Source organism: Rheinheimera sp. UJ51, assembly GCF_020819615.1.
Lineage (GTDB): Bacteria > Pseudomonadota > Gammaproteobacteria > Enterobacterales > Alteromonadaceae > Alishewanella > Alishewanella maricola.
On sequence record NZ_JAJHOG010000015.1, the window covers coordinates 17,019 to 38,273 of the forward strand.

Sequence of the window (21,255 nt, forward strand, 5' to 3'; positions counted from 1 at the left end):
ATTAGCGTGTCACGGAGCAAACAGATGTTGCTATGGGCAGATTTACAGCGTTTAAACCGCCTAGAGCGGCGCTGGTTGCAGTGGTTTTTATGTATTATTTTGAGCAGTACAATCTGGTTTAGTTGGCAAAGCACGGATTGGCAGAGCTATGGGTCAATAACCCTAAATTGGTTTATCAGCCCGCTGAGTGCCATCAGTGGTGTCTTGTGCGTGGTGATGGTCGCCAAAGGCTTAATGTCGAACTGGATTTGGGGGCTGATCAGTGCCAGTAGCTACGGTTTGCTCGCTTGGACCTCGGGCTATTATGGTGATTGGTTAATTAATTGGTTTTACTTTTTACCTGCGCAATTTTTTATTTATTTTAGCTGGCGTCAACATCTTTGCGCTGAAAGTCAGATCATCAAGATGCGGCGGTTAGGGCGGCATTGGTTTTGGGTGTTGGCTTTAGTTGTACTGGGGATTGCGGCACTTACCGCGGTATTAGCCGAGCTCGACGGCTTTATTAGTGAAGCCTTACAGCGTAATTCACAGGTGTATGCCAGCTTACGCGAATTAACCGGGCTGACGTTTAGCGGTCCACTGCTGGATAGCGCGACGGTGGTATTACAAATTGCCGCGCAATTATTGATGATCCGCATGTATGCGGCGCAGTGGCCATTTTGGATCCTGACCAATGTCTTAACGTTGTTTGCTTGGAGTTTGGTATTGCTAACGGATCCAAGTGCAACAGCCTATGCGGTACCCACTTTATTAATGTGGAGCGCATTTTTAATGAATTCGATTTACGGCATGATTAGCTGGCACAAAGGAGCATCAGAGCATTGAGTAAAGTAGGCGTTTTTCCAGGGAAGTTTTTACCGCCTCATCGCGGCCACTTAACCGCGATACTGCGCGCACATGCACTATGTGACAAACTGTACGTGGTGATCAGTGAGCGAAGCCATGAAGATGGTGAGTTATGTCGGGTTGCCGGTATTCCTTATATTGACGGTGTACTTCGTCAGCGTTGGTTGTCGCAAGAGCTGCAAGGTTTGGGGATCCGGGTATTGCTGCAAAACGAAGATGCGATCCCTGCGTTTCCGCAAGGTTGGGGAGAATATGCCGGGTTGTTACAACACACCGTGCCAGAGCCGTTTGCAGTGATATTTGGTGGCGAAGAAGATTATCGTGCCGGTCATCAGCAGCATTTTCCTAACATCGATTATCGGGTGTTAGATCCGCAACGCACCCAATGGCCGATCAGTGGTACTGAAATTCGCAACCGACCCTATTTACACTGGGATTATATTGCCGGTGCTGCTCGGCCGTTTTTTGCGCGTAAAGTGCTGATCACCGGGCCTGAGTCTTGCGGTAAAACCACCTTAACCCGCAAGCTCGCCAAAGTATATTGTACTTCTTGGTCCGAAGAGCTGGGGCGTGATTATCAAGAAGACGTGGTGGGCGGCAATGGCGATTTATTTAATTTAGAAGATTTCAATCGTATTACCCATTTGCAATACGAGCAAGATTGGCATGCCTTACGTAGTGCCAACAAGGTCTGTTTTTTCGATACTGATGCGGTGGTCACCGCTTTTTTCAGTCAGGTGTTTTTAGGCAATGTGGCCAGTCGTATCGAGAGTTTTATTGATCCGCTGAAATATGACTTAATCATCGCGCTGGAGCCGACCGTGCCCTGGGTAGCGGATGGCATGCGCGAATTAGGTTCGCCGCACGTACGCCAACAAAGTTTTCAGCAGTTGCTCGACTTGTATCAGCAGTATGGTTTTCCTGCAGATCGCATATTACGTATTAGCTCGGCTGATTATTACGAACGGTTAGAGAGTTGCATCAGTGCGGTTGATGCATTATTGCAAAAATAGCCTTGCTGATTAAAATCTTTGCAAACAGTGCTGACCAGCAGTAGTCAGCGCCGGTTCGGCTGTTATAATGCCACATCATTTTTCGGTTCTCGTAGAATAAAAGGACACCAAGTATTATGTCGGACGTCATTTCGCGCCCAACGAATTTTATACGGCAAATTATTGATGCCGATCTGGCCAATGGTAAGCACAGTGGCGTTCAAACCCGTTTCCCGCCTGAGCCTAATGGTTACCTGCATATTGGTCATGCTAAGTCGATTTGTTTGAATTTTGGCATTGCGCAAGATTATCAGGGGCAGTGTAATCTGCGTTTTGATGATACGAACCCTGAAAAAGAAAACGTCGAGTTTGTTGAGTCAATTAAACGTGACGTTAGCTGGTTAGGTTTTGAGTGGTCTGGCGATGTGCGTTACTCATCAGATTACTTCGAACAGCTGTATGGCTATGCGGTGGAGTTAATCAACAAAGGCTTAGCCTATGTCTGTTTCTTAAATGGCGAGCAAATGCGCGAATACCGTGGCAATTTAACCCAGCCGGGTAAACCTAGCCCATATCGTGATACCAGCCCAGCAGAAAACTTAGCCTTATTTGAAAAAATGCGGGCTGGTGGTTTTAAAGAAGGTGAGTGCTCATTACGTGCAAAAATCGACATGAGCTCCTCTTTTATCTGTTTGCGCGATCCGGTTATCTACCGGGTAAAATTTGCGCATCACCATCAAACGGGTGACAAGTGGTGCATTTACCCAATGTATGACTTTACCCATTGTATTTCTGATGCGTTAGAGGGTATTACGCACTCGTTATGTACGCTGGAGTTTCAAGACAATCGCCGTTTATACGACTGGATCTTAGATAACATCAGTATTGCATGTCATCCACAGCAAATTGAATTTTCACGTTTAAACCTTGAATATGCGGTGATGAGTAAGCGTAAATTACAAACCTTAGTGGCAGAGCAAGTGGTACAAGGCTGGGATGACCCACGTATGCCGACGATCGCCGGTTTACGTCGTCGTGGCTTTACCGCCGCCGCCATTCGTGAGTTTGCTAAGCGTATCGGTGTGACGAAGCAAGATAATGTTATTGAAATGAGCGCGTTAGAAGCCTGTATTCGTGAAGATTTAGACACGTCAGCACCGCGGGCGATGGCCGTTCTTGATCCGATCAAGGTCACTATCACCAATTATCCAGCAGATAAAATTGAGTGGTTATCCGCGCCTAATCATCCTAAAAATGAGATGGGTGAGCGCCAAGTGCCATTTGGCCGTGAACTTTATATTGATCGTGCTGATTTTCGTGAAGAAGCCAATAAAAAATATAAACGTTTAGTCTCTGGTGGTGATGTACGGTTACGTAATGCCTATGTGATTCACGCAGACGAAGTGATTAAAGACGATGCCGGTAATATTATTGCGTTAAATTGCAGTTACTTACCTGAGACACTAGGTGAAAACCCGGCTGATGGTCGCAAAGTGCGTGGTGTGATCCATTGGGTAGAGCAAACGCAAGCGTTAGCCGCAGAGTTCCGGGTTTACGATCGTTTATTCAGTGTGGCTAACCCTGCAGCTGAAGAAGATTTCATCAGTACTGTTAATCCACAATCCTTAGTGATTAAGCATGGTTTTGTCGAGCCATCGTTAGCGACAGCCGTGGCCGAACAGGCTTATCAGTTTGAGCGTGAAGGCTATTATTGTGCGGATAACCAAGATTCTAGCGCAGCTAAACTGGTATTTAATCGTACAGTGGGTTTACGTGATAGCTGGGGTAAAGAAGAAGAGTAAGCCCTAAGGCAGCAGGAAACGGCTGCCTTAGCGTTCAACCCAATAACGGCCGCTTAGCGGCTGTTATTTTTTAAAGAGCATCCCTAAGCCAACAATCGCCGCGATGGCGCCGCCAACGAGAAACCAAATGGCATTATCGGTTGGGTTGCCAGTCACCACTTCAGTGACTTGAGAGGCAGTAGAGTGATACTCGGTATAACCAAAATATAATAAAATGGCGCCGGCAACTAACAAAGCTAATCCAATAATCTTATTCATTTACTTCTCCTGTATGATGAAAGTGCCTAAGCTGTTAACAAACAACTTGGAAGTAAATGTAGCATATAACTATCGGTATGACATTGTTGGCTTAAGGTCGGCGACAATTTGCAGCAGGAGTACAGCATGGAAATCTTTTGGGCCGTGTTATTTTTCGCCTTTTCAACCACGATTACGCCCGGGCCAAATAACGTGATGATGATGTCGTCAGGTGTTAACTATGGCATTAAAGCCAGCTTACCGCATTGGCTGGGTATTTGCCTGGGGTTCCCGTTCATGGTGTTGTTGGTCGGTTTAGGCTTTGCGGTGGTGTTTGAACGCTTTCCTCATCTACATCAACTGATTAAAGTGCTGGGTACGGTTTACCTGGTATACCTGGCTTGGAAAATTGCCAGCGCCCATCCGCAAAGTATTGCCACGGGTAAAAGCAAACCCATGAGCTTTTGGCAGGCGGTGCTGTTTCAGTGGATTAACGGCAAGGCCTGGGTGATGGCTTCTGGCGCGATGGCGGCTTTTACCAGCGTGGGCGGGGTTTATTGGTTAGAAGTAAGCAGCATTACTTTGGCCTTTTTACTAATGGCCTTTCCTTGTGTCGGCGTGTGGTTGTTGTTTGGTGTGGTGTTAAAAAAGCTGTTAAATAACACCTTCGCGCAGCGGCTATTTAATGCCGCTATGGGCGTTATTTTATTATTGTCTGTGCTGCCCGTGCTCCTGGAGTTATGGCAGTTCTATTTTAGTACGGTTTAACGATGAATGGTGCTGCAGAAAAAATTGCGCTAGAGCATGAAGCCGCTCGCATTTTTATGCGGCTGTATGAGCAACGTTTTGCCGTTAAAATGCGGCATATTTGGCATAACGAGCCGGCGCGCCCCGATGTGTCTTGTTATTATGACGATCAAAAACTCGATTTAGAAATTGCCCACTTATATGGCAGTGAAGCAGAAGCCATGCATATTTTAGGGCGAGCACTGAGTCAACAAACCCATCAAGAATTAATGGCGTTGCTGCGCGTACCGGCAGCACAGCGTTTGTTAGCAGCACTGAATCGGATTATTGCTAATAAAGCAGAAAAGCATTACGACAGCGAGCGAGTTTGGCTGGTGATCCGTAATGCGAATCCGCTGTGGCGTCGCGCAGATATGTTGGCGAATTGCCACAAGTTACAGTTACCGCATCAGCATCCCTTTCAACAGATTTGGGTAGTCGGGGATTTATTAGGGCAATCGGGTATTTTGCCGTTGTACCCCCGCGCGCTACTCAGTGCTGAGGTGGCAAAGTGCTAAGCCTGTATCGGCGCTTAGCAAGCTGGTTGTCTCCTTGGCAAACCTGGTATCTAGTGTTGGCAGGCGGTATCGCTTTGCTGATAATGGGCAGCTTAGTTTTTGCTCCTAATGCTTTGAATCCGCATGCTTTGTTAGGGCTGTCGGTCGCGTTGTTGTCTTGCCTTTGTTGCTGGTTAATCAGTGCCTTATTCAGCAAAGCGCCGTTACAACCCGCCGGCTTTTTTCGGCGGTTATTTTATCGCAGCGGCCAATATTTACTGGCGTTCTTACTGAGCCTGATCTTATTTAGCTGGCTGTTATTATTGCTGCGTATGCTCAGTTTACTGCTGCGGCATTATGTCTTTTAATGGAGAAGTTGGGTCATGAGGTTAGCGCAGCAGCAACGTTGGGATATTTTTTGTGCCGTGGTCGATAACTTTGGTGATATTGGCATTTGTTGGCGTTTAAGTCGGCAGTTGGTCGCCGAGCATGGGCTGGCTGTGCGCTTGTGGGTCGATGATTTAGTCAGTTTTCAGCGGCTATGCCCTGCAATCGATCCCAACCTGACAGAGCAACAGCAGGCAGGTGTGCTGATTTGTCATTGGCAAGCGCAAACGCCATGGCAGAGTATGACTCCTGGCACCGTGGTGGTTGAGGCGTTAGCCTGTACTATTCCTTTTGCCTATCAGCAGCAAATGGCGCAGCAAGCAGTGAAACCGCTGTGGCTGAACTTAGAATACTTATCTGCTGAGAGCTGGATTGAAGCGTGCCATACTATGGCCTCACCACAGCCACAGTTACCCTTAATGAAGTATTTCTTTTTCCCCGGTTTTAGTGCAAAAACCGGCGGCTTACTGTGTGAGCAGGGTAGGATTGCACAATTAAGTGCCTTTCAACAAGATGCGTTGGCCAAGCAACATTTTTGGCAACAATTAGGCATCAGCTTAACAGATGAAAACACCTTAAAAGTGTCGTTGTTTGCTTACACCCAGCAAGCATTGGGCAGTTTATTGGCATTATGGCAACAGTATGACCGCCCGGTGTTATGTGTTATTCCGTTAGGGGCTTTGGCCGACCAAGCCAAACAATTACTTCCAGGTTTAAGCCTTGAGCAACCCTGGCAAGCGGGATCGTTGACGGTGCATTTATTGGCGTTTTTACCGCAGCCGCAATACGATTATTTACTCAGTGCCTGCGATATTAATTTTGTACGCGGTGAAGACTCCGTGATCCGAGCGCAGTGGGCGGCTAAGCCTTTTATTTGGCAAATCTATCGGCAAGCAGAGCAAGCGCATATTGATAAGTTATCCGCTTTTTTAGCGCGTTATACAGCGGCGTTTCCCGCCGAGCTGGCAAGTGTTGTACAAAAATTGCATTTACAGTGGAATACCGAGCAAGATGTGCAACACAGTTGGCAAGATTTCGCCTTGGTTAGCTCACAAATTACGCAGCTAAATCAATTATGGCGCAACAAATTAGAAAGCTTTGGAGATCTTGCTAGCAACCTCGTGCGTTTTGCTGAAAAAAAAATTATAATGTAGCGCAATTTTTCCTAACAAGAAGATATTCTCAAATGATGAAGACAGCACAAGAAGTCCGTGCCGGCCAAGTAATTATGGTTGGAAGTGAGGCAATGGTAGTGTTAAAGGCCGAGTTTAACAAATCAGGCCGTAACTCTGCAGTAGTAAAAATGAAAATGAAAAACCTGCTTAATGGTCAGGGCATGGAAACAGTTTACCGTGCTGATGACAAATTTGAGCAAGTTATGTTGGAAACTAAAGAAGTGACGTATTCTTACTTCGCCGATCCAATGTATGTATTTATGGACGCTGAATACAATCAGTTTGAAATCGAAGCTGAATCAATGGGTGAAGCACTGAAGTACTTAATCGACGGTATGGAATGTTCAGTGGTATTCTACAACGAGCGTCCTATCTCTGTTGATTTACCCACAGTGGTTGTGCGTACCGTGACTTACACTGAGCCAGCAGCGCGTGGTGATACTTCTGGTAAAGTGATGAAACCAGCGAAACTGGAAACCGGTTTTGAGCTGATGGTTCCGGCATTCGTAGAAGAAGGCGATCGTATCGAAATCGATACGCGCACTGACGAATACCGCAGCCGTGCTAAGTAAGAGCATCTGAGCAAAAAAAAGGCGCGTAAGCGCCTTTTTTGCTGAGGCTTGTTAACGTTTAACGATTGGACACCTAATGACTAATAACGATATTCTGCGTCGTCTGCGCTTTATTATGGATTACAACAACAGCACTATGGCGGCAACTTTTGCGCTAGGGGGCTTAGTGTGTAGTCGTGAACAGATTATTGGCTGGCTGGCAAAAGAAGAAGATACGGTATTTTTAGCATTAGAAGACCAAGCGTTGGCGCAGTTTTTAAATGGCTTAATCAGCAGTCAACGTGGCCAAAAAGAGGGCGAGCAACCGATCGCGGAAGCGCGCTTAAATAACAATATTATTTTACGTAAATTGAAAATCGCTTTTACGCTGCGTGATGATGATCTGTTAGCCTTGTTGTCATTAGCCGATTTTCGCATGGGCAAAGCGGAACTCAGCGCATTTTTCCGCAAACCTGATCATCCCCATTATCGGCAATGCCAAGCGCAAGTGTTGCGTAATGTGCTAAAAGGCTTACAGCTTAAGCTGCGTCCTTAACGGCTATGCAGTTGTAAATCGCCTAGCGTGATAGCCGAGTGGCTTTTCTTTAATTGGCTTAAAAACAATAGGGCACAGCCGTAGGCATCTTCTAAGGCATGATGTTGTGCACTCACCGGTAGGTGATGTCGCGCTAAGCATTGCGGTAAGCGCAGGGCATCAGTCGCTAGCCGCGATCCCAGTTTTTGCAGGCGATGATATTCGATATTCAGCGTGTCCAGAAACAGCATGCGTGGCGCCTTGCCAAAGTGCCGCTGAAAAGCGATCTGTAAAAAAGCCCGATCTAAGCGACAATGATGTGCGACAAAAATATAGCCGGGATACTGCTTAAGCAAAAACGTTAATACGTCGGCTAACTCTTGGGCATCTTTTAAGTCGCTGTCATGTAAGCCATGATAAATGGCACTTTGTCCGACACTGACTGGCGCTTCAATTAAGTAATGCCGTGCTTCACTCAGCCGAATATGTTGCTCAACAATAGGCAACCAGCCGATACTCACAATATGATCTTGTTTGGCATTTAAGCCGGTGAGTTCTAAATCTAATACTAAGTAACGACACTCGCGTGCCGGTGTGTCAGCACTGGGTAACGCCACCTGATTAAACGTCAGTATTTCGGCATACAACTCGGGGTTTTTCTGTAACCATCCAAACATTTACATTTCTCGACAGTAACGATGTTTCATGGACGATTGTGCGCCGTTGATCACCGCAAAACTGTCTTTTAATTGATGCCGTTGTAAACCCGACAGCACGGCAGGATCCAATAAATTACTGGCTTCATGGCCTTGGCTAATATCGTGTAAATGCTTATCCCAACGCAATTGCGCTAAAATATCAAAAGCATCTGATAAATTTTGGGTATCTTTTGCTTCCATAATACCGTCTGCCGCCAAGCGCTCTAAACGCTGACGTGTATTCACCTCCTGGATCCCATTTGCCAGAGCATACACCCGCACGATATCGGTAATTAAGCTGATACCACGTTTTTTCAGATCCAAGCCTTTTTTATGTTTTCCGTCGTGCTCTAAAATAAAGTTTTTTAAAAAGCTCAGTGGTGCTGTGCGTTGTAATGCGGTTTGTGCCAGTTGTAACAAAAATAATGATTGATTAGTACGGGCTAAAATATCGTGTTGCAGCGCGTTAAATAGCCCCTTTGAGCCTTCAACCACGCGCATATCAAAGAAGATACTGGATTTAAGAATAGCGTCAGGGGTCGGCGAGGAGATCCAGCGTGCAAATTTTCCTGACCAACCTTTTAAACTCATTCTAAGCTCAGGGTTCGATGCCATAATATTGCCCGGGCACAAAGTAATACCGCAACGAGCCAAACCTTGGCAGACAAAATCGGCTAATTTGGCAAAATACTCGCCAATTTCGCCGCTGGGCTCTTTTTCCAGTAATAAGGCGTTATCTTGATCGGCATTAATACTTTGATCCATTCGAGCCTGTGAGCCAAAACACAACCAGCTAAATACGCAGGGCGCGGGGCCAAACTCAATCTGGGCTAATTTGATTAAACGCTGCGTCAGCGCATCGGTGATGGTGGTAATAATATGACCCGCTTCATAGGCAGGCACTTGCTGCTTACCTAAAATCAGCGCCAAGTTATTAATTTGCATGCTGCAATGCTCTAAGCCATCAATCGAGGTTTGCCGATGGATCTCACCAATCAAATACACGGGGTGATCTTGCTGAGAGCGGATCACATCTGTGGTTGTGATCATGCCATAGCTAATACCTTGGTCCATCACCGGTAAATGGTGCACATTAAAGCGGCTCATCAGTTGGACTGCTTCAAACAAATAAGCATGCTTATCAATAGTTTGCGGTTTTGGCGTCATCACTTCTTTCACAGGTGTTGCTGCCGGTAAGTTGTCCGCCAGAACACGACTGCGTAAATCGCGGTCGGTTAAAATTCCAATTAAGCGCTCGTCTTGTTCAATTAATAAAGAGGAGACGCGTTTTTCAGTCATTAATTGGGCAGCGGCTTGCACGGTTTGTTCACCATGAATGGCAATTTTGCGCGCTTGGGCAATGTCAGATACTTTTAAGGTAAAGCGCGAGCCTTGTTGCTCTTTGTATTGATGTAGTCGACGGCCAAATAAGCGCTGAAAAAAGATATCAATATTTTTATATTGATAGCGCATTTGATGAAAGGCTGTGGCCGGTAACCAGAATAATAAACCATCTTCTTCACAGATCAGTTGATCGTTATCAGCCAGACCGGTTAACAGCAGTTGATAACCGTAAAAATCACCTTCTTCCAGTTTGGTAAGCAATTGTTGTTGATCGCTGTACAGTGCATAAATGCCGGTGCGAACGATCAGTAAATTTTCTGTGTTGCTATCCACCGTTTCGCCAGCTTGGCAATAATACACATTCAGCGCCGCGGCTAAATCCGCCAGTTGCCCTTCGGCTAACTGATCAAAGGGGGTGGTGTGCGCTAAAAATTTACTGACTTCGGCAACTTCCATGATGCACTCCTGTTTAAGTTCGTTTAGGCCGGCTTTACTTTGCGCATAGCAAGGTAATGATGGGATCGGTAGCCGACAATGGACGCCATTGCGCAGATAAGGCTTCACCTGCAGTGGGGATCTGTAAGTTTTCGGTAAAGTCCGCCTGAGCCATTTGTTGGCAATGCACAACTTGCGGCACGCGTTTGGCACTCATGCGCCGTTCAAAGAAATATAAGTCGACTAACACCAGCGCGGAATTGCGCTGATTGACTGCGGCATTAGCCACATCGGCGGCGATAAAACGTAAAGTTTGAGGATAGAAATAACTCCAAGGACGCCATGGCGCGGTTTGTTCTATGGTTTTTACCACAGCAACGCCCTCAGGTAATAAGCTTGTTTGATGGCTGTACCAGTTGTATTCACTGTGAATTTGAAAGCTAAGCATACCCACCGCAGCAAACACGGGGACGAGCCAACGAGGTAGGCGCTGACGACTGATAAAGCGTAAGCCTAGGGCAACGCCTGCTGCGCCTAAACCTGCAAAAATCGTTGCAATTAATTCCCACAACATAATGGACTTCCTAAAAAATTCGGGCTTTCCAGAGAAAGCCCGAGGGTGAGGCAGAACAAGCTGCTCTTACGCTAGCCATGTTCTGCCACGATGTTAATGATCGATGGCTTGGCCTGCACCACGTGGCGAACGCACACTTTCTACCAGATCTTGGATGCGTTGTGGAGGGGCTTCTGTCATCGATGATACAACAAAGGCAACGGTAAAGTTAATCATCGCACCTACAGCACCAAACGACAGCGGTGAAATGCCGTAACCTGTACCACCAAATAACCAGTTATCAGGCGTGTTAGCGAAAGACGCAGTACCTGGGATGAAAAACCAGCCTAGGTATAAGAAGATATACACACAGGTAGAAATTAAACCTGCCAGCATACCTGCAATGGCGCCTTTATTGTTCACTCGCTTAGAGAAGATACCCATCATCAATGCAGGGAAAATAGAAGCTGCAGCGATACCAAAGGCTAATGCCACCGTTTGTGCGGCAAATCCTGGCGGATTCATCCCTAAGTAGGTGGCGATAACAATGGCGACCCCCATGGAGATCCTTGCGGCTAATAACTCGCCTTTTTCACTAATATCTGGTTTGATAGAGCCTTTGATTAAGTCATGGCTGATCGCGGACGAAATCGCTAACAATAAACCGGCTGCAGTTGATAACGCTGCCGCTAAACCACCGGCTGCAATTAAACCGATAACCCAGCCAGGTAAATTGGCAATTTCAGGGTTGGCCAGTACTAAAATGTCATTGTTTACTGTCAACTCGTTACCATTCCAACCACGTTCTGCGGCTTTTTCAGCAAATGCCGGTGTATCGTTATACACTTGAATGCGACCATCACCGTTTTTATCTTGGAACGAAATTAAACCCGTTGTTTCCCACGTTTTCATCCAGTCTGGGCGTTCCGCATACTGAATAGCATCCGCAGTGGGTCCTGCTGGGTAAATGGTGTTCATCAGATTTAAACGTGCCATTGACGCAACTGCTGGTGCAGTTAAATACAATAATGCGATAAATACTAATGCCCAACCTGCTGACCAACGCGCATCGGCTACTTTAGGCACAGTGAAGAAACGGATAATAACATGAGGTAAACCTGCAGTACCGATCATCAGTGACAGCGTGAAAAGCACCATGTTCAGTTTATTATCAACATCCGCGGTGTAATCTTGGAAACCTAACTCACGAACAACCATATCTAACTTAGCCAGTAACGGCATTCCTGATTCGATATGGGTACCAAATAAGCCTAATGGTGGTAAGAAGTTGCCGGTAAGTTGTAATGAAATAAACACTGCCGGGATAGTGTAAGCAATGATTAGCACGACATACTGTGCAACTTGCGTGTAAGTGATACCTTTCATACCGCCCATTACCGCGTATAAAAACACAATAACAGCCGCAATGATCAGACCCATGTCGCTGCTCACTTCAAGGAAACGAGAGAACGCCACACCGGCACCGGTCATTTGACCGATAACATAGGTTACTGAAGCAATAATCAAACAAGCTACCGCAACTAAGCGAGCACCTGTGCTGTAAAAGCGATCACCGATAAAGTCAGGTACGGTAAACTTACCAAATTTACGTAGGTAGGGGGCTAATAGCATGGCTAACAAAACGTAACCACCGGTCCAACCCATTAAAAAGGTTGAATTGGCATAACCACCCGCCGCGATTAAGCCGGCCATAGAAATGAACGATGCCGCTGACATCCAGTCGGCAGCCGTAGCCATACCGTTCATGACTGGGTTTACGCCACCACCGGCGACATAGAACTCTTTGGTGGTGCCAGCACGTGCCCAGATAGCGATTGCGATATAGAGGGCAAACGAGCCGCCAACAAATATCAAGTTAATTGCAAATTGACTCATCCTGCTTACTCCTCGTCCACACCGAATTCTTTATCCAGTTGGTTCATTCTCCAGGCATAGAAGAAGATCAACGCGATAAACGTAAGAATAGAACCCTGTTGTGCGAACCAGAAGCCCAGATCAGTACCGCCAACGCTAATACCGGCCAGAAACGGCCGAAGTAAAATACCAAAGCCATAGGATACGGTTGCCCATATCACCAAGCTTACGATTATGAGGCGCAGGTTAGCGCTCCAATATGCAGCGGCATTCGTGTTATTATTTGCCATAAGTTGTGTCTCCTTTAGTTTTTATTTTCGAGCAATTCTAATGTAGCAGTAGTTAGCTGCTCTGCTAGCCCGACTTTAGTCGAAGACTTGTACTGAAGCATTGACAAGGTGCCGCACTAAAACCAAAGTTAGCTGACAACCCTAAATGGAGAATCCCGTGACTGCGTGGACTGTAGCCCTATTAGCCTTACTGTATGTCGGTGGTTTGTTTTTAATTGCCAATTGGGGTGAACGCCATGCCGACGATCGTCTAATACGAAAGTATGGCGGTTTAATTTATAGCTTGGCGTTAGCGGTCTATTGTACCTCTTGGACCTATTATGGCGCAGTGGGTACGGCAGTGACCCGCGGCTGGGATTACATTGCCATTTATTTAGGGCCTATTCTGCTGTTTATCTTCGCGCAACCGTTTTTATTTAAGCTGTTGTATGTGTCGAAAAAACAAAACGTGACCTCGATTGCTGACTTTATCTCTGCCCGCTATGGTAAGCGCAGCAATATCGCCACTTTGGCGGCCGTTGTTTGCTTGATTGTGGTGATCCCTTATATCTCGTTGCAATTAAAGGCGGTGGCAGGCTCTTATCAGGTATTACTTGGCGGCAGCTTTGATGACAGTAAATTAGCATGGTATCAAGACAGTGCCTTATTAAGCGCCATCGCCATGGCGTTTTTCGCCATTTTATTTGGTACACGCAAACTTCACCTGACCGAGCAAAACCGTGGGGTGATGGTGGCCATCGCCTTCGAATCCGTGGTGAAGTTGTTTGCACTGTTAATGCTGTCCATAGCCGTGTATGTGTTCTTAATTGATACTGATCAGTCTGTGCTTCGCACTTTTGCCTTACATTCGGTGTCACAGCAAGAACAACTGACCACACCCGGTTGGGTTGAATTTATCACGAAAACACTGTTGGCGATGGTCGCGGTGTTTTTGCTACCCCGACAATTTCATGTCGCCTTTGTCGAAAATGTCTCACATCATTATTTACGTCATGCCAGACGCTGGTTTTCCGGTTATTTAGTTTTAGTCACCTTAGTGGTGATCCCGATTGCCGTGGCCGGTATGCAACTGTTTCCCGATATGCTGGAGCTGGCGGATAGCTTTGTGTTGTTAATCCCTTCACGGATGGAATGGAACGTTTTAAGCGTATTAGTGTTTATCGGTGGCTTTTCTGCCGCCACGTCGATGATTATTATTGCGACCTTAGCTTTAGCCACGATGATCAGTAATGATGTGGTGATGCCAGGTTTATTAAAGTCGAGTAAGCAAAAAGGTTTATCACACGATTACAGCCTATTAATTTTGGTGGTACGGCGTACCATGATTGTGGTGGTGATGGCGCTGTCTTATCTGTATTACAGTGTCTTTGCCCGCAACTACGAATTGGCCGAAACCGGTTTGTTAGCCTTTGCGCTGACCATTCAATTAGTCCCTGCGGTCGTTGGCGGGCTCTATTGGCGTCGTGGTAATGCTTATGGCGTGTATGCGGGTTTAAGTATTGGTATGGTGTTGTGGTTTTACACCTTAATGTTACCGCAACTGGTGAATGCCGGGGTATTAAGCAGCGCCATTATGCAGCAGGGGGTCTTTGGGCTGAATTGGCTACTGCCTACGGCCATGTTTGGTATTAAGCTGGATTCGTTAAGTCATGGTGTCTTGGTGTCGCTGGGCTTTAATGTGCTTGCTTATACGTTGGTCTCGTTAAGTACCAAGGTAAACTTGCTAGATCGCTTACAGGCGGTGGCCTTTGTTAAACCGAATTTACCGATTAAACATCAAGATACACCAGCGCGGCGTATTCGCATTCATAACAGTGATTTAAAAATCTTACTGGAACGGTTTGTTGGTAATCAACGTGCCGCAGAGTGTTTAGCCGAATTTGGTCGTAAACAGCAAATGACTCTGCAACTGGATGACTTGCCTAGCGTTGGGTTAGTCGAACACGTTGAACGTGAACTCGCTGGGGTCATCGGCGCGTCGTCTGCCTCTACTATGGTTAATGCGGTACTTGAAGGGCGGCAACTGGCGTTTGAAGATGTCGTCACCTTGTTTGATGACACTACGCAGGCCATTCAATTTTCGCGCAAAATATTATTCTCAACGCTAGAACACTTAAGCCAAGGGGTCAGTGTGGTTGATCGTGATCTGAATTTGGTCGCGTGGAATAAATCCTACCTAGAGATGTTTAATTATCCTGATGGTATGGTACGTGTGGGGCGGCCGGTGGCAGATATTGTGCGGCTTAATGCGGAGCGCGGGCTCTGTGGCGTCGGTGATCCGGATGAGCACGTTGAAAAACGTATTATGCATATGCGAAATGGTACGGCTCATGTTTTTCAGCGGGTGCGACCTGATGGTAAAGTGATTGAAATGCGCGGTAATCCCATCCCTGGCGGCGGTTTTGTCACCAGCTTTACCGACATCTCGGACCATGTTAAAGCCGTGCAGGGCTTAGCCGAGGCGAAGCAACACTTAGAAGATCGGGTGCATGAGCGTACGCAAACTATTTCTGACATGAACCAAGAGTTACTGGCTGAGGTCGGGCGTCGTCGTGAAACAGAGCAGCAATTACTGCAAGCAAAAGCCGAAGCTGAAGCGGCGAATGCGTCGAAAACCCGGTTTCTTGCTTTAGCCAGCCACGATATTTTACAGCCGTTAAATGCCGCGCGCTTGTTTACTGCCGCTTTAGCAGGCATTCACGACAAGCAGCAGCAAAGTGCGATTTTAACGCAGCTTGATAATTCGCTGAAAGCTTCAGAAGAGCTGATTTCAACCTTATTAGAAATCGCCAAACTTGATGATGGCAAGTTACAACCGAATGTACAACCGGTGCCGTTAAAAGAATTATTGATGCAATTAGCCGACGAATATGGCTTGGTGGCCAGTCAAAAAGGCTTAGCCTTAACAGTAAAAACCAGCTCGTTACAAGTGCAAACCGATGCCACTTATTTGCGGCGGATCTTACAAAACATGTTATCTAATGCCATCAAGTACACCAATAAAGGACGCATTTTACTAGGTTGTCGCAAACGTGGTGATCATTTGTTATTGCAAGTGTGGGATTCTGGCCCCGGTATTGGTGAGGCGGATCTGCAGCGTATTTTTGAAGACTTTTATCGCATTGATGCCACGGCTAAAGGGCAACAAGGGCTGGGTTTGGGCCTGGGAGTGGTTAATCGGATGGCGAAATTGCTTGGCCATGAGTTATTAGTGAAGTCTTGGCCGGGTAAGGGCACGGTGTTTAGTATTCGCTTGCCGTTAGTGCTTGGCAAGCGCCGCCAAGATCTGCCTCTGCCAAGCCCACTGCAGCAAAGGCCCTTACCGGGGTTGTCGGTGGTGTGTGTCGATGATGATGCGGCTAACTTAGCGGCGTTAAAAGTCTTATTACAGCAATGGCAGATCACTGATGTGCAGTGTTTTTATGATGAACAAGAGTTACTCAGTTATGCGCCGAACCATCCCGCACCGGATGTGATTATTATTGATTATCAACTAGGTCAACATTTGAATGGCTTAGATCTGTATCGGCAGATCCGTCAGTATTGGGGAGAGGTAAATGGCATTTTGGTGTCGGCCTCACCCCAAGCTGATTTAGCGGCCTTAGCTAAAGCGGAGTCGTTGATGTTTTTAGCTAAACCGATTAAGCCGGGGGCGTTACGGGCAACGCTGAATCATTTTAAAATGCTGAAGAGGGCCGCTAATTAGGCCCTCGCTGGCGATTTAATGGCAAACAAGCGCTTATTGTTGTTGTGCCATAGCGCGATCAACCGGCGGCTCTAACGTCAGCCGCTGCGCTTGGATCACCACTTGGGTGCGGTTAGTGCAGCCCAGTTTACGAAAGATTGCCGTAATATGCGCTTTAACCGTGGCTTCTGAGATATGCAGATCATAAGCAATTTGTTTATTTAACCAACCCTCAGTTAAATAATACAAAACTTTGTATTGCTGCTGGGTTAATTGCGCCACCCGAGAGGCTAAATCCAAATCTTGCTCGGTATCACCTTGTTCTAAAATTTGTTTTTGTAGGTTCTTCGGTACCCATAACTCACCATCTAGCACCGCATTTAAGGCGGTACTGATATCCACAGGATTGGCGGATTTGGGGACATAGGCAGAGGCGCCAAACGACATGACGCGGCGGATCACATCCAAATCTTCACTCGCTGAAATCACCACGATCGGTAAACTGGGATAGTTTTTCCGCAGTTGAATTAACCCCAAGAAACCGCAGTTTCCCGGCATATGCAGATCGAGTAATAACAAATCAGCATCGGGATGTTGTTCTAGGGCGGCACAGGTGCTTTCAAAACTGTCTGTTTCAACGGTGGCTTTGGTAGCAAAAGTACTGCTGATAGCATTAATAAGCGCGTTTCTAAATAGCGGATGATCGTCTGCTACGATTAACTTTGCCATCTTCCCTCCAGTGGTTTTAGCTTGTTTTTGTTATAAGAAAGGCCGCATGTTAGCGGCCTTTTCTGCTGCGACTGGAGACACACCAGCTCAAGGTAAGAGGACGGGTGTCTTACTTACGATTTAAGCGGTTATTTACCAATAATTCAACCACTGATGGATCAGCCAGTGTAGAAATATCTCCTAACTGATCATGTTCATTGGCTGCAATTTTTCGCAGGATACGGCGCATAATCTTACCAGAGCGCGTTTTCGGCAATCCGGCAGGAGCCCACTGTATCAGATCTGGCGTAGCGATAGGTGAAATTTCTTCACGCACCCAGGCTCTAATCGCTTTGGTTAGCTCTTCACTGGGTTCTACACCCACCCGAGGTGAAACATACACATAGATGCCTTGGCCTTTAATATCGTGTGGGTAACCGACTACGGCAGCTTCAGCAATCGCTTCATGCGCAACAAGACAGCTTTCAATCTCAGCGGTGCCTAAACGATGGCCAGAAATATTTAATACATCATCGACACGACCCGTTAACCAATAATAGCCGTCTTCATCACGACGTGCACCATCACCGGTAAAATAAACCCCCGCATAGGTACTAAAGTAGGTTTGCTCGAAGCGTTCGTGATCGCCAAACAAGGTACGCATTTGCCCAGGCCAGCTATCCGTGATAACTAAATTACCTTCGCCCGCGCCCGTGACGGTGTTGCCTTCGTTATCCACTAACGCCGGTTTAACGCCAAAGAATGGCCGCGTTGCCGAGCCAGGTTTTAAGGCAGTGGCACCCGGTAATGGCGTAATTAAAATGCCGCCTGTTTCTGTTTGCCACCAAGTATCAACGATAGGGCAATTACCCTTACCAATTTTTTCGTGATACCAATTCCATGCTTCTGGGTTAATGGGTTCACCCACGCTACCTAAGATCCGTAACGAAGATAAATCGGCCCCGGCAACAGGCGCATCGCCATGTGACATCAAGGCGCGGATGGCTGTTGGCGCGGTATACAGAATATTGACCTGGTATTTATCTACAATTTGCGCAATACGTTTCACGCTGGGGTAGGTAGGGACACCTTCAAACATCACGCTGCTGGCGCCATTGGCCAACGGCCCGTAAATAATATAACTGTGGCCTGTAACCCAGCCAACGTCTGCGGCGCACCAGTAAATATCGCCTTCTTGATAATCGAAAACATATTGATGCGTCATGGCGGCATACAGCAGATAACCGCCAGTGGTGTGAAGGACACCTTTGGGCTTACCGGTTGAACCGGAGGTATAAAGAATAAACAGTGGATCTTCCGCATTCATCGGCTCAGGTGCACATTCTTTAGGTTGTGCAGCAAGCAGGTCATGATACCAAACATCCCGACCATGGTGAAAATCAATGCTTTTGCCAACGTGTTTAATCACAATGACATTTTTAACTGGGTTAGTGTCGCCAAGATGCGCTAAGGCTAAATCCGTATTGTCTTTTAGGTTAGTAGCACGGCTACCCCGTAAAGCTTGATCGGTGGTGATCACCAATTTTGAATCACAATCGACGATACGGCTGCCCAGTGCATCAGGTGAGAAACCGGCAAACACCACCGAGTGCACCGCACCAATTCGAGCACAGGCTAATAGCGCAACAGCGGCTTGTGGGATCATCGGTAAGTAAATGGTAACCCGATCACCTTTATTCACCCCCAGGGCTTTCATGCCGTTGGCGAGTTGGCAAACCTCATCATACAGTTGTTGATAGGTCACTTTTGATTCAACGCCAGGCTCATCACCTTCCCAATAAAAGGCCACTTGATTGGCTCGCGTGGCAAGATGGCGATCTAAACAGTTAACACTGGCATTTAGCACGCCATCAGCAAACCAATTGATTTTCACTTTGCCCAGTTCATAGCTGGTGTCTTTCACCTGAGTAAACGGTTTAATCCAATCCAGTTTCTTGGCTTGTTCGCCCCAGAACTGATCAGGCTGTTCAATAGATTGTTGGTAAAGTGCTTGATATTGCTCATCAGTTACATGGCAATGCTGCTTGATTTTTTCAGGCACCGGATAAAGAGTTGGTTGCGTCATATGATCCCCTACGGATTATCGTAATTATTATTAATCATTACTAACGGAGACAGCTGTTTAAAGAAATTAGACCATAGTCTAGACGATGTTAAAACAGAGTGCGAATTGCGACTAAAGGCTAATTGCGAAGATGCAGACTGTCGCTCAGAGTTTGGTTACAATAATAACGACATCAGTACTACTATAAAAAAACATGGAGAACTCCAGATGAGACAAAGTAAGACACGGAATACCTTAGCTGCGGCTATCGCATTAGCCTTAACTGCAGGCGCAGCACATGCGAACAACGGCTTTAAAGTGGGCGACACCGAAGTAAGTTACGGTGGTTACGTCAAACTTGATATGATGGTGAGTGATGCAGACGGAGACATCGCGTCAATTGGGCGTGATTTTTATGTCCCTTCTGTCACACCGATCAATGGCGACAGCACAACACGTTTTGATATGCATGCTCGTCAAACGCGTTTCTTCTTTAGCACCTCGACCGATTTAGGTAACGGTGAAAAGATGACAGGGCGTATTGAATTTGATTTTCAAACCAGTAATAACGGTAACGATGAGCGTACCACCAACGGTTACAGCCCCGTCATGCGCCATGCTTTTGTTAATTACAAAAATTGGACAGTTGGCCAAACCTGGTCAAACTTTATGGACTTACAGTCTTTACCGGATACCTTAGACTTCGTCGGTAATGCTGATGCGGCTATCTTTATTCGTCAAGCTCAGGTTCGTTACACTTCAGGTAATTTCTCTATTGCGGTAGAAAACCCAGAAAGTACGGTCACGCCATTTGGTGGCGGCACTCGTATCACCACAGATGACAATGCCACTCCAGACTTTACGGTAGGTTACAACTTTAAAACTGAAAATGCCTCTTTCCGGGTGGCCGGTTTGCTTCGACAAATTGCTATCGAAAACGGCGTATTAGATGACAGCGTGGCGTCTTACGGTGTGTCTTTCAGCGGTAAATTTAACCTTGCTAATAAAGATGATATCCGTTTTACCATTAACACCGGTGAAGGTTTAGGCCGTTATGTCGGTTTAAACGCTTCCAATGGCGCGGTATTAACCGGCACGACAAGTGATGCTGAACTTGAAACCATTAAATCAACGTCTTTCTCCGTGGCGTATCGTCACCTGTGGAATGACAAGTGGCGTTCAACCTTCTTATATTCAGCGTTAAATGTTGATAATGACACCAGCTTGACCGGTACCTCAGCGAATAAATCCATGCAGAGCTACAGTGTCAATGCGTTATACCAGTTCAATACCAAGTTTATGATGGGTGTTGAATACAAGTATGCTAATCGTGAAATCGAAAGTGGTTTAGATGGTGATATGCACCGTGTGCAGTTCAGCGCTAAATACGACTTCTAAGTTAAACCGTTAGCTTTCTATAAAACGCCTCTTTATGAGGCGTTTTTTATGGCCGCAATACTTACTGCCAAGGTTCAGCTGCAATAAAAACGTGTTGTAGGCGCTCAACTGCCAACATGACGCCCGCTCCGTTTTAGCCCGCCCAGCAAGCGCAACAACATTCTGAGGTGACTGACTGTTTACGCCATTTTGCCTCGCTCAATAAGCCGTTGCGACATAACATTTTGCTGGCTGGCACTACAAACCTTTGCCAGTAAACCGTTGCAAGTGTCGACTCAAGCGCGGGGTTGCATCAGATAATGCCAGTACAAGCTGCAGCGATGTTAGCTTAGTCGCACCCTAGGTTAGCGAATATAAAACACATTTTACAGCCATGCTTAATAAAACAAGCTGCAT

At 46.5% G+C, this 21,255-nt stretch carries 19 protein-coding genes; 11 read left to right on the plus strand and 8 right to left on the minus strand.

Going from position 1 to position 21,255, the window contains the following annotated elements:
• Positions 1-24 precede the first annotated feature (24 nt).
• The 3 genes from pnuC to glnS all read left to right on the plus strand — a co-directional run bounded on the left by pnuC (position 25) and on the right by glnS (position 3,640).
• Complete coding sequence (pnuC, locus tag LMJ53_RS14945) at positions 25-825, plus strand: nicotinamide riboside transporter PnuC (protein WP_229587977.1); 801 nt, start codon at positions 25-27, stop codon at positions 823-825.
• Complete coding sequence (gene nadR / locus LMJ53_RS14950; protein WP_229587979.1) at positions 822-1,859, plus strand: multifunctional transcriptional regulator/nicotinamide-nucleotide adenylyltransferase/ribosylnicotinamide kinase NadR; 1,038 nt, start codon at positions 822-824, stop codon at positions 1,857-1,859. Before pnuC ends, nadR begins: the two co-directional genes overlap by 4 nt.
• A 116-nt stretch (positions 1,860-1,975) precedes the next feature.
• The gene (glnS, locus tag LMJ53_RS14955; protein WP_229587981.1) at positions 1,976-3,640 is read left to right on the plus strand and encodes a glutamine--tRNA ligase; all 1,665 of its coding nucleotides are present in this window, start codon (positions 1,976-1,978) and stop codon (positions 3,638-3,640) included.
• Positions 3,641-3,703: 63 nt separating this feature from the next.
• Here glnS and LMJ53_RS14960 read toward each other — a convergent pair whose 3' ends face one another.
• On the minus strand, positions 3,704-3,898 hold the full coding sequence (locus LMJ53_RS14960) for a DUF3185 family protein (RefSeq protein ID WP_226750001.1): 195 nt from the start codon (positions 3,896-3,898) through the stop codon (positions 3,704-3,706).
• A gap of 126 nt (positions 3,899-4,024) precedes the next feature.
• Here LMJ53_RS14960 and LMJ53_RS14965 point away from each other — a divergent pair, with 126 nt between their 5' ends.
• The 6 genes from LMJ53_RS14965 (at position 4,025) to LMJ53_RS14990 (ending at position 7,829) form a co-directional block, all read left to right on the plus strand.
• On the plus strand, positions 4,025-4,645 hold the full coding sequence (locus LMJ53_RS14965) for a LysE family translocator (protein WP_229587983.1): 621 nt from the start codon (positions 4,025-4,027) through the stop codon (positions 4,643-4,645).
• Positions 4,646-4,647: 2 nt separating this feature from the next.
• The gene (locus LMJ53_RS14970) at positions 4,648-5,181 is read left to right on the plus strand and encodes a hypothetical protein (protein WP_229587985.1); all 534 of its coding nucleotides are present in this window, start codon (positions 4,648-4,650) and stop codon (positions 5,179-5,181) included.
• Positions 5,175-5,528, plus strand: coding sequence for a hypothetical protein (locus LMJ53_RS14975; protein ID WP_229587986.1), 354 nt, complete (start codon positions 5,175-5,177; stop codon positions 5,526-5,528). The genes LMJ53_RS14970 and LMJ53_RS14975 overlap by 7 nt, the downstream gene beginning before the upstream one ends.
• A 15-nt stretch (positions 5,529-5,543) precedes the next feature.
• Positions 5,544-6,701, plus strand: a complete 1,158-nt coding sequence (earP, locus tag LMJ53_RS14980) for an elongation factor P maturation arginine rhamnosyltransferase EarP (RefSeq protein ID WP_229587988.1) — start codon at positions 5,544-5,546, stop codon at positions 6,699-6,701.
• A 35-nt stretch (positions 6,702-6,736) separates the two neighbouring features.
• Complete coding sequence (gene efp, locus LMJ53_RS14985) at positions 6,737-7,294, plus strand: elongation factor P (RefSeq protein WP_226750373.1); 558 nt, start codon at positions 6,737-6,739, stop codon at positions 7,292-7,294.
• Between the two features lie 76 nt (positions 7,295-7,370).
• Positions 7,371-7,829: a DUF1456 family protein gene (locus LMJ53_RS14990; RefSeq protein WP_229587990.1), complete on the plus strand. Its 459-nt coding sequence runs from the start codon at positions 7,371-7,373 to the stop codon at positions 7,827-7,829.
• Here LMJ53_RS14990 and LMJ53_RS14995 read toward each other — a convergent pair.
• From LMJ53_RS14995 to LMJ53_RS15015, 5 genes are all read right to left on the minus strand, one after another.
• Positions 7,826-8,485 (minus strand): exonuclease domain-containing protein, encoded by a 660-nt coding sequence (locus tag LMJ53_RS14995; RefSeq protein WP_226749995.1) that lies wholly within the window; start codon positions 8,483-8,485, stop codon positions 7,826-7,828. The two genes, LMJ53_RS14990 and LMJ53_RS14995, sit on opposite strands and share 4 nt — an antisense overlap.
• Entirely contained in the window at positions 8,486-10,306 is a 1,821-nt protein-coding gene (locus LMJ53_RS15000; protein ID WP_229587992.1) for a putative nucleotidyltransferase substrate binding domain-containing protein, read from the minus strand.
• Between the two features lie 34 nt (positions 10,307-10,340).
• A complete protein-coding gene (locus LMJ53_RS15005) occupies positions 10,341-10,859 on the minus strand; it encodes a hypothetical protein (protein ID WP_229587993.1) in 519 nt (172 codons plus the stop codon).
• Between the two features lie 93 nt (positions 10,860-10,952).
• Complete coding sequence (locus LMJ53_RS15010) at positions 10,953-12,734, minus strand: sodium:solute symporter family protein (RefSeq protein WP_229587995.1); 1,782 nt, start codon at positions 12,732-12,734, stop codon at positions 10,953-10,955.
• A gap of 5 nt (positions 12,735-12,739) precedes the next feature.
• On the minus strand, positions 12,740-13,003 hold the full coding sequence (locus tag LMJ53_RS15015; protein WP_229587997.1) for a DUF4212 domain-containing protein: 264 nt from the start codon (positions 13,001-13,003) through the stop codon (positions 12,740-12,742).
• Between the two features lie 157 nt (positions 13,004-13,160).
• Between LMJ53_RS15015 and LMJ53_RS15020 the strand changes: the two genes are divergently transcribed.
• Positions 13,161-16,709 (plus strand): PAS domain-containing hybrid sensor histidine kinase/response regulator, encoded by a 3,549-nt coding sequence (locus LMJ53_RS15020; protein ID WP_229587999.1) that lies wholly within the window; start codon positions 13,161-13,163, stop codon positions 16,707-16,709.
• A 33-nt stretch (positions 16,710-16,742) separates the two neighbouring features.
• Here the strand turns inward: LMJ53_RS15020 and LMJ53_RS15025 are convergent, their stop codons facing one another.
• Together LMJ53_RS15025 and acs are read right to left on the minus strand one after the other, a co-directional pair.
• Positions 16,743-17,417, minus strand: a complete 675-nt coding sequence (locus tag LMJ53_RS15025; RefSeq protein WP_226749989.1) for a response regulator transcription factor — start codon at positions 17,415-17,417, stop codon at positions 16,743-16,745.
• Positions 17,418-17,526: 109 nt separating this feature from the next.
• Positions 17,527-19,482, minus strand: a complete 1,956-nt coding sequence (acs, locus tag LMJ53_RS15030; protein ID WP_229588001.1) for an acetate--CoA ligase — start codon at positions 19,480-19,482, stop codon at positions 17,527-17,529.
• A gap of 207 nt (positions 19,483-19,689) precedes the next feature.
• On the opposite strand from acs, the gene LMJ53_RS15035 reads away from it, so the two are divergent.
• Complete coding sequence (locus LMJ53_RS15035; protein WP_229588003.1) at positions 19,690-20,859, plus strand: DcaP family trimeric outer membrane transporter; 1,170 nt, start codon at positions 19,690-19,692, stop codon at positions 20,857-20,859.
• Positions 20,860-21,255: the final 396 nt, after the last annotated feature.